The organism is Methylacidiphilum sp. Yel (genome assembly GCF_004421185.1).
Taxonomy (GTDB): domain Bacteria; phylum Verrucomicrobiota; class Verrucomicrobiia; order Methylacidiphilales; family Methylacidiphilaceae; genus Methylacidiphilum.
In genome coordinates this window covers 37,011-45,837 of the sequence record NZ_LXQB01000027.1, presented here as the reverse complement: position 1 = coordinate 45,837, position 8,827 = coordinate 37,011, and the positions used below count along the sequence as shown (strand labels likewise).

The following is an 8,827-nucleotide window of genomic DNA, read 5'->3' as shown; positions in this document are numbered from 1 at the left end:
AGGCCGATGAGAGTGTCAGGGTCTATCAAAACCTCAACACCCTCATCGGAGAGCTTGCCCTGGCTAAATCTGGTCAGTTATCTCCAGGAATCCCCTGCCTTTAGGCATGGGGAGGATGTCAATAAACTTTAAGGGAATGGTTCTTCAAATGACAAGCAGGCGTAAAATTCGAGAACTTATTATTCAATTTCTTTATCAGTGGGAAATGAACAAAGAGAGTCCTTTTGAGCAGACACTTAGCCTTTTTTGGGATGTTGTAGAGATAAAGGAGGAGGATAAAAAAGTTGTAGAAGAATGGATTAGAGATATTATAAAAAAGAAAAAAACGATTGAAGAAAAGATCAACAGTTATATCAAAAACTGGAGTCTCGACCGGCTAGCTATTGTGGATAAGTGTATCCTCTTGCTAGGCATCTATGAGATTCTTTACAGAAAAGATATTCCTCCAGCAGTAACTATTAACGAATCGGTTGAAATTGCCAAAAAGTATAGTACTGAGGCATCTGGAAAATTTGTCAATGGTGTACTTGATGCTATCCGAAAGGAATCTGGTAGACAAGCTTGGGTAACAAGTAGCTAGAAGATATGGAGAATTGGTTGAAGTTATGTCATTTTGGAAAAACTTAGTAGGAAAATTTACAACACTTATTGGTCAAAAAGAACAGGTAGATTGGGAAGCTATACTGATCGAATCAGACTTGGGGATAAATCTATCTCAAAAGCTTTATAGCTTGCTTGAAAAAGAAAAATTATTGACTAGAACTGATCTAGCTGAAAAAAGAATCCGCAAGGAGCTTATCGCTATTCTTGGTAACGATAGGCTTTCTTTTCCTATTGGCCAGCCAGGAGTCATTCTTCTTGTAGGGGTTAATGGAGGGGGTAAAACGACTACAGCGGCAAAACTCGCCTATAAGTTCAAGAGCGAAGGGAAAAAAGTTTATTTGGCTGCCTGTGATACCTTTAGAGCTGCAGCCACCGAACAACTGAAAATTTGGGCTGACAAGCTTGAGCTACCAGTCATCTCAGCAAAAGAGGGAGCAGATGCTGCCAGTGTTGCTTTTAGAGCTTTTAGCCAAGCATCCCAATCTCAGGCTGATTATTTGATTGTTGATACGGCTGGCAGACAAGCGAACAAGAAAAACCTCATGTTGGAATTAGAGAAAATTAAAAAGACATTAGAAAAAGCATCAGGCCAGGTCCCACTTTTTGTTTTATTGGTAGTCGATGGGACTTCTGGATCTAATGTTTTAGTTCAAGCCAAAGAATTTCACCAGGCTTTAGGACTAAGCGCAATGGTTGTAACCAAACTCGATAGTTCCGCTAAAGGGGGAATGATCGCTGCTGTTAAATATGAACTAGGTATTCCAACCTTGTTTATTGGTCGTGGAGAAAATCTAGAGGCTTTGGAAGCATTTAGTCCGGAGGGTTTTATTGAAGAGTTTTTCTCTCGATGATCGTTACTGGATGCAAGAGGCCTTTAAACTGGCTCTTTTAGGGGAAGGTTTGACTAGCCCTAATCCCTCTGTGGGTGCTGTGATTGTAAAAAATGGGGTAATCATTGGCAAGGGTTATCATAAAAAAGCTGGAGCTCCCCATGCAGAAATTGAAGCTATAGAAGAAGCCAAAAGGCATGGTTACTCAGTCAGCGGCTCTACTTTGTATGTAACCCTGGAGCCTTGTACATGCTGGGGAAAAACCCCTCCCTGCAGTTTGCGAATTATTGAAGAGAAAATAAGTCGGGTGGTGGCTGGTTCTCCGGATCCTAATCCTAAAAATAAGCCGAGAGCCATGGAGCTTTTTCGTGCTCAGGGGATCGATTTTTCATGGGAGATCCTTCCAGAGGCAATTTTTCTTAATCGAGGATTTTATCATTGGATTGTAACTGGAAAACCCTGGGTGATAGGCAAGATGGCTATGGCTATTGATGGAAGCTTTTCTGCTGGGATTGGGGATGAGAAATGGATTTCTGGGCTTCCGGCACGAACTGTTGCTCATAAACTAAGGATGATTTCCGACGGCATTTTAATTGGAGCCCAGACAGCCAGACATGATAACCCTCTGTTGACTATCCGGCATGTAGATAAAAAATATAAAGTCCAACCTTGGAGAGCTATTGTGAGCCTTTCGGGAAGGCTGCCGAAAGAACTTTTTCTTTTTACTGACTCTTTTAAAGAAAGAACATTACTCTTTGTTAGAGTTCCTTTAGAGATGGTTTTAGAAGAATTGGGTTCAAGGGCCGTTGCCACTTTACTTGTGGAAGGAGGAAAAACGATTTTTCAGACTTTTCTTTCTAAAGGACTCATTCATGAGGTGGCGTTTTTCCTTTCTCCACTGATTATAGGCAAAGGCCATCACACCGAATGGGGCAATTCTTTGATTGAATCAAAGGCTTTGTCTAGTCCTATTCCTTTGATCTATCCATCTTGGGAAAATTTAAAAGGGGATATTTATTGTCATGGACTTTTATTAAAGGGCGCTCAGTTCCTTGAAGAGATTCGAAATCAAGTTATTAGTCTTGCTAATGTATGAATAGAGTTAATAAGCCAAACGCTAGGTTATCCTATAAAATTGGGCGGGTGTTACTTTCAGAGGAAAAAATTCAAAAGAGAATCCTCGAACTCTCCGCAGAAATTCGAGAAGCGTATCGAAAAAGGCCTTTTATGATTTTAGGGCTTTTGAATGGTTCACTCTTTTTTGTTACAGATCTCCTTAAAAATTTACCGTTGCGGACAGAAGTCGAGTTTGTACAGCTTAAAAGCTATGCTGGAACAGCTTCCACTGGATCTATTCAAGGACTAGAATGGATAGAGAAAAAAAAATTTGAAGCTAAAAATATTCTTGTCATAGACGATATCCTTGATTCAGGCCAGACATTAAGTGCGGTTAAAGAAATACTTTATGATTCAGGAGCATTGAATGTCGAGTTTTGTGTGCTTTTAAAAAAGCTAAAAAAAGAGCAAAAGCCGATTCAACCAAAATGGGTAGGATTCGAAATACCGGATGTTTTTGTCGTAGGATATGGCCTAGATTATGAGGGGATGTATAGGGGGCTCAAATCGATTCGGTCCTTTTCTCTAATTCAAAAATAGACATAGAATGAATGTTCTTGTTCTATGCGTGGCTCTAGAAATTCTATTCCTGTTTGAGGTGCCGACTACAAGGCCCCTAGGTAGGATAGGATAGCATCGAATCAATACAACACTGGAATGATTTAGGCTTAAGAGCTGGTTTGGTCTTCTTTTGGCTCTTTTTGTTCGGTGTTAGAAAGCATTCGCTTAGTTGAGGAGAAGAGCAAAGGGGGGAATAAAAGGGCGACGGTTCGTGCTAAGACAAGGATAAGAACCGCTAGACTCCATATCAAAATATGGATTCCCGAGATCTTTTCATCGAATAGTAGGAGCATAAGCTCCCGAAGTACAAAGGCCGCTCCCGCTTCCAAAAGCACATGAAGTCGAATACGGTCAAATTGGAAATATTCGACGAAAGCGCGCAATAGCTCGAGGATAACAACTAGAGAAAGAGTCCGTTCGACAAGATCGCGAAAATTTAAATTTGTCCTGTTTTTTACCAAACCTGGAGCTAATTCCCATACGCTGCGTACGATCTCAACAGCCAATCCAATAAGAAGCAAAAAAATGATGATATTAAAGGCAATTGCGACCGAAATCCTAAAAAAGTGGAGCAGGACTTTTTGCATTCCAGTAAGTTCCTGTTCTTAATTTGGGAAACAAACTATGGAAGATCTATAAGAAATTGTACTAATAAGCTGAGTAGGAATATCTGTCAAATAAAATACCAAAAGTTCAAAGGTTGTTTGGACTTAAAGAAACCTTTCTTCTTTTAGAAAAAGAAGAAAAACTCAAAGTTAAGAACGCCAAAGCGACGATCCAGTCTCCAAACTTTTTATATAGAGTTTCGTCGGGCTGATGCCAGTGAGCTTCTCCTACCATTATCCCTTTACATCCGACCAGTTTCCCATCTTTTTTAAGAATATTAATTATTCTTCCTCGTTGATCTATCCATACCGATACCCCGGTGTTTGTACATCGGAGCAAGGGAATATCCAGTTCTACTGTTCGAAATAGTGCGTTAATCATGTGGAGAAAGGCACCTGGGGAATCCTTAAACCATCCATCATTTGTGATATCAATCAATAGATCAGGTTTTTGAACGGCCATTTTTCGTACATAACTGGCGATTGTATCCTCAAAGCAGATAAGAGGAGCAATTTTGAGTTTAGGATTATCCAGGAAAAAGAGATTGGATGTTTTCCCTGGAGTAAGATCAACCTGGAAAGGAACGAGTTTACGCAGAAATGGAAAAATGTTAGCAAAGGGGATGAATTCCCCGAAAGGAACAAGACGATTTTTTGCGTAGAGTTCTAGCTCTTCTTGAGGATATTTGAGTAGGACCGCTACATTGAAAAGTTCTTCTCCTGTGGCTTTAAAGGATCCAGAGAGAAAAGAAAAGGGCTGTGCTTGCTGCAGCTTGCGAATTGGTTCTAGAAGTTTTGGAGATGAAAAAAAATCCAAGCCAAAGGGGCTTTCTGGCCAGCATATAAGATCTGGAAAATAGCCTAAAGATTGTCTACTTAAAGTGATTTCTTCCAAAAAACCCGCTTCGGGGTCGATCGTAATATTTAAATCCTGAGGAATGTTCGGTTGGATGGCTGCATAACGGAGCTTAAAAGCTGGCTGTCCTGAAGGAGTATGGAGGCGATGTTCGCCATAAAAAATACAAAGAGCTAAAAGTAGCAGTAGCAACAGTAACTCTAGTTTTGGAAAATAAAAAGAATGGGCAATAAGCTGTCGATACAGCGAACGGAACAAAAAAAAGATAAGTCCATTAATGGTAGCTAGAAGCCAGGAAAGGCTCAAGACGCCGCCCAAGCTACAAATTTGGAGAAGAAGGGGACTTTTATAAGCACTCACTCCTAGTTCATTCCATGAAAAACCGCTGAATATCCAGCTTCTGACCCATTCCAACAGAATCCATAGATTAGCACCGTTTATAGCATTGAGCAGATTGGTTTTTGAAGAGTAGGAAGAAAATTGAACAATCGGTCTTCCTAAGGCCAGCAGCCAGAGGGCTGGATATAAAGAGAGATAAGCAACCAAAGCAGCCGTTCCTAAAATGGTGACATAACCAATCCACCAGAAAGAGAGAGAAAAAAAGAGCATGCCACTAAGATAGCCACTCCAAAATCTTCTCCAGGGATTTTCCTTATAGTAATCAGCTGCGGCAAAAAGCGGAATAAGGCTAATCCAGCTGAAAAGAAAGGAAGCTAGAGGACTGAAAGAAAAGGCCATCCCAACCCCAGATAAAGAGGGAAGAATAAACAAGAAGAAAATTCTGGCAGAGAAGATCTGTTTTGTTTTTTTTTCTTTTATTTTAAGATTTTCCATGGATGGTTTTAAAACTTATGAAAATTAAAGGGAATGAAAAAAGGAATTTTCTTTTCTTCTCCTTTTTCTCTTTTATGCGTATTCCAAAGAAATATAGCTAATAAGGATAAGAACGAAATATGTTGAAAATATTGCGTACGCATTCGTGGTTGCTTGTAGTTGTGCTTGCCGTCATTGGCGTCTCCTTCCTGCTGTTTTTTAACATACCCGCTATGAGCGGATTAAAAAATCCCTCTGTTGCCAAAATTGCTGGCAAGAGCATTTCATTGGAAACGTTCAGATTAGCTAGACAAGCCAGCTCGATAGAGATTGCCTTGAGCTCTGGGAATCAACCTTATGGGGAGAATCTCCAGCAAATACTCGATCAAATGGCCTGGACGAGATTGCTTTTCCTACAAGCCGCAAAAGAGTTGCATTGCTTGGTTCCTGAAGAAGAAGTTGTTCAATTCATTCAGCAGCTTCCCTTTCTTCAGAAGGAGGGAAAATATGATCCTGCAATTTATCAACGTTTTGTTTCTTCCTTCTTAGTTCCACAAGGGATAACCGAAGAAAGATTTTTGCAGGTGATGCATGAAGAGCTTGTAATTGGGGAGGTTAAAAAAGTTTTGGTTGCTCCCGTAGAAGTTGTTTCAGGGGAATTAGATGAAATTTATAACATGACCTTTGGTGCTGTGCAGGTCGTTCTATTCAGGCTCAAGATCGATCCTTTTATGCAAGGTCTTCAAGTGAAACCCGAAGAAATTGAAAAAGAATATAAAAGCCATTCCAAGGATCCGGACTATTATACGGCCGAAAAAAGAAAAGCAGGCTATGTGTTTTTTTCTTTTCCTCCAGAATGGCAATCTCTAAAAGGAAAAGAACTTGAAGAGGCCAAAAGGAAGCTTTTAGAAAAAGCCGAAGATTTTTCAGTAGATACTCAAAGACTCATGGAATCTTCTCAAACTGCGGAGATTGAAAAGATCGCTAGAGAAAAAAATCTTTCTTACCGCCTTACCCCGTTTTTTTCTTTGGATCATCCTCCTACAGAGCTAGAGGAACCTGAAAAATTTGCCAAAGCCGTTTTTGAACTCTCTCAAGAAAAGCCTGTTAGTGATCCGATTGAAACTTCTAAAGGATATTATGTCATCGTTCTCCTTGGGGTAGAAAAAGGGGTGTTACGTCCTTTTGAGCAAGTAAAATCTATCATTGAAGAAAAACTCAAGCGAAAGAAGGCCTTTGAAGCTCTTTTCGAAAAATCGACTGCTATTGAAAAAGAGCTAAATAAGGCGCTGAAAGAAGGGAAGGACATCGAACAAGTAGCCAGGGCTCAAGGCCTTTTGATAGAAAAGCCTCCATCTTTTGTTCCTGTTGATCCTCCAAAAGACTTAAACGCGGCTGCTGAAATAGGTTTTGCTTGTCAGCTATTGGAACCATCGCGGTTAAGTCGTTTTCTGCCTACACCTGAAGGTGGAGTTTTTATTTATCTACAGAACCGCTTCGCTCCCGCATTGCCCAATGAGATGGAAATTAAAAACAAGCTTGAAAAAGATCTGCTTATGAGCAGAAGACAAGCATTCCTAGAGGAATGGGTACTGTGGAGAAGCAAACAGCCAGGTTATATGCCTCCTACTTCCTTGTTGCAAACTGCCGGTATACAAGATAAATAATTTGTTTTAGCTTTTCTCTAATAGCCCGATCCCAAAAAGAGGAGCAATTCTAAAAAGAGAGATGGTAGCAAAAACACATAAGGGGGTAAAAATTGCAATAGCTGGGGGAATTCTCATGCCTTGACCTAAAATCTGGAAAAAGTGGAAGATCAAATAAAAGGCGATAAGAATAAAAAGCGCATTAAAAACTCCTGCAGCCGGATGTCTGCTACTAAGTCTTCCTCCTTCTGCTAACCCAATAAGAAGAAGGACAAGGACAGATAGAGGTTCGGCAATGAGAGTATAGAATTGGACTTGATAGGGAGCAAGGAGCGTTTTTTGGATATTTCCTGGATTGTCGATCAGTTTCCATAATTCTGAGGCATTTAGATCGCGCGGTTTTTTTTCAAGCGCCACCATTTGTCTTGGAGGTGTTGTCCAAGAAATAAGGGAGAGAGACTCAAAATAGGTGCTTTGAAGAAAATTACTCGAACTGTCATAGTCGATGCGATTGACATCGTTAAGAATCCAATGGCCATCTTTCCAGATGGCTCTACGAGCGAAGTATTTTTTCAGGTCTTTTCCAGAATCTTCTTGAACAACGACTTCAACATCTTCTCCCTGATTTTTGACAAAATCGAGCTGGCGGAAATACCATATTCTTTTTTCTGCCTTTTCCCTGTAAATGATGCCGCCTACAGCATGAACCGATCCTTTGTTTCCTTTGATATCCTCCATGATTTGATCTCTTTTTGCCTGTGAATTGCCACCTGGACCAAGCTGTAGGGCAATAAGAAAGACCGTCATAATAAAACCTATGATCAAAAAAGGAGCAAAGATTTTTTGCAAGGGAACCCCGCAGGCTTGCATGGCGACAAATTCACCATGTCTATGAAGCTGCATGAGAAAATAAAGAGAAGCAAAAAGGGAAGCAGGAGGAGCAATCATGATCACCACGGCTGGAAGATAAGCTACATAATAGTTGAAAATCTGACGCGCTGTGGCTTTGTTTTGAATGAAATCTTCCAATGATCCGAAAAGATCAGCAATGATCACAAGCGAACAAAAGGCAAGGATCGTAAAGAGTAAGGGATAAAGGAAACCTTTAAAAAGATAGCGGAACAAAATTTTTTTCATTATTTAAACCACTTGAGCTAAGATGTACAAAGATGTACAAGCTAACCTTTTTTTTTACAAGAATATGGAAAAAATGTCGGTCAATTCAACCCAAATTATTGAAAGAGAGCTAGAGCAGTTACTCCACTTAGCTTCCAATATGCTAGATTCTGTGGATATTCTCTCTAGAATTGCTGATAAACTGCTCGATTGTTTCAAAAAAAATGGAAAGCTCCTTTGTGCTGGCAATGGAGGAAGTGCTGCTCAAGCCATGCATTTTGCAGAAGAACTCTTGGGAAAATTTAGAGCCAAAAGACCTCCTCTAGCGGCCATCTCTTTAGCATCCGATGGATCTACGCTTAGTTGTATTGCAAATGATTTTGGATTTGAAGAAATCTTTTCAAGGCAGATAGAAGCTCTTGGATATCCAGAAGATCTGCTGATCCTTTTTTCTACAAGCGGTAATTCTCGAAATCTCCTTAAGGCTGCGCAATCAGCCAAGCATAGGGGCATGTTTTCTATCGCTTTTCTGGGTAAAGGGGGAGGAGAGCTATGCAGAGAGGTCGATATGTCCTGGATTGTCCCGAGTGAAAATCCCTCAAGAATACAAGAAATGCATTGTTGGGCTGTGCATGCCCTTTTAGAGATCATTGAAGCCTGGAAAAACAGTGCCTAACAGCT

Annotated in this window: 9 protein-coding genes; 6 read left to right on the top strand and 3 right to left on the bottom strand. The window is 40.4% G+C overall.

The genetic code is table 11. The features are described 5' to 3' along the window. The first annotated feature begins 115 nt into the window (after positions 1-115). From nusB to hpt, 4 genes are read left to right on the top strand one after another with little or no spacing between them, the layout of a single operon-like run. On the top strand, positions 116-580 hold the full coding sequence (gene nusB, locus A7Q09_RS05120) for a transcription antitermination factor NusB (RefSeq protein ID WP_244228540.1): 465 nt from the start codon (positions 116-118) through the stop codon (positions 578-580). A 25-nt stretch (positions 581-605) separates the two neighbouring features. Then, entirely contained in the window at positions 606-1,454 is an 849-nt protein-coding gene (gene ftsY, locus A7Q09_RS05115; protein WP_134390220.1) for a signal recognition particle-docking protein FtsY, read from the top strand. Beyond that, positions 1,432-2,529, top strand: a complete 1,098-nt coding sequence (gene ribD / locus A7Q09_RS05110) for a bifunctional diaminohydroxyphosphoribosylaminopyrimidine deaminase/5-amino-6-(5-phosphoribosylamino)uracil reductase RibD (RefSeq protein ID WP_134390219.1) — start codon at positions 1,432-1,434, stop codon at positions 2,527-2,529. The genes ftsY and ribD overlap by 23 nt, the downstream gene beginning before the upstream one ends. Beyond that, entirely contained in the window at positions 2,526-3,089 is a 564-nt protein-coding gene (gene hpt, locus A7Q09_RS05105; protein WP_134390218.1) for a hypoxanthine phosphoribosyltransferase, read from the top strand. Before ribD ends, hpt begins: the two co-directional genes overlap by 4 nt. 128 nt (positions 3,090-3,217) lie before the next feature. Here the strand turns inward: hpt and A7Q09_RS05100 are convergent, their stop codons facing one another. Next, positions 3,218-3,697 (bottom strand): phosphate-starvation-inducible PsiE family protein, encoded by a 480-nt coding sequence (locus tag A7Q09_RS05100; RefSeq protein ID WP_134390217.1) that lies wholly within the window; start codon positions 3,695-3,697, stop codon positions 3,218-3,220. A gap of 106 nt (positions 3,698-3,803) precedes the next feature. Then, the gene (lnt, locus tag A7Q09_RS05095) at positions 3,804-5,405 is read right to left on the bottom strand and encodes an apolipoprotein N-acyltransferase (RefSeq protein WP_134390216.1); all 1,602 of its coding nucleotides are present in this window, start codon (positions 5,403-5,405) and stop codon (positions 3,804-3,806) included. A 119-nt stretch (positions 5,406-5,524) separates the two neighbouring features. On the opposite strand from lnt, the gene A7Q09_RS05090 reads away from it, so the two are divergent. Then, on the top strand, positions 5,525-7,051 hold the full coding sequence (locus A7Q09_RS05090; RefSeq protein ID WP_134390215.1) for a peptidylprolyl isomerase: 1,527 nt from the start codon (positions 5,525-5,527) through the stop codon (positions 7,049-7,051). Between the two features lie 6 nt (positions 7,052-7,057). On the opposite strand, the gene A7Q09_RS05085 is transcribed toward A7Q09_RS05090, so the two are convergent. Beyond that, the gene (locus A7Q09_RS05085; protein WP_134390214.1) at positions 7,058-8,167 is read right to left on the bottom strand and encodes an LptF/LptG family permease; all 1,110 of its coding nucleotides are present in this window, start codon (positions 8,165-8,167) and stop codon (positions 7,058-7,060) included. Between the two features lie 22 nt (positions 8,168-8,189). Here A7Q09_RS05085 and A7Q09_RS05080 point away from each other — a divergent pair, with 22 nt between their 5' ends. Continuing rightward, entirely contained in the window at positions 8,190-8,822 is a 633-nt protein-coding gene (locus A7Q09_RS05080; RefSeq protein WP_244228539.1) for an SIS domain-containing protein, read from the top strand. The last annotated feature ends 5 nt before the right edge of the window (positions 8,823-8,827 follow it).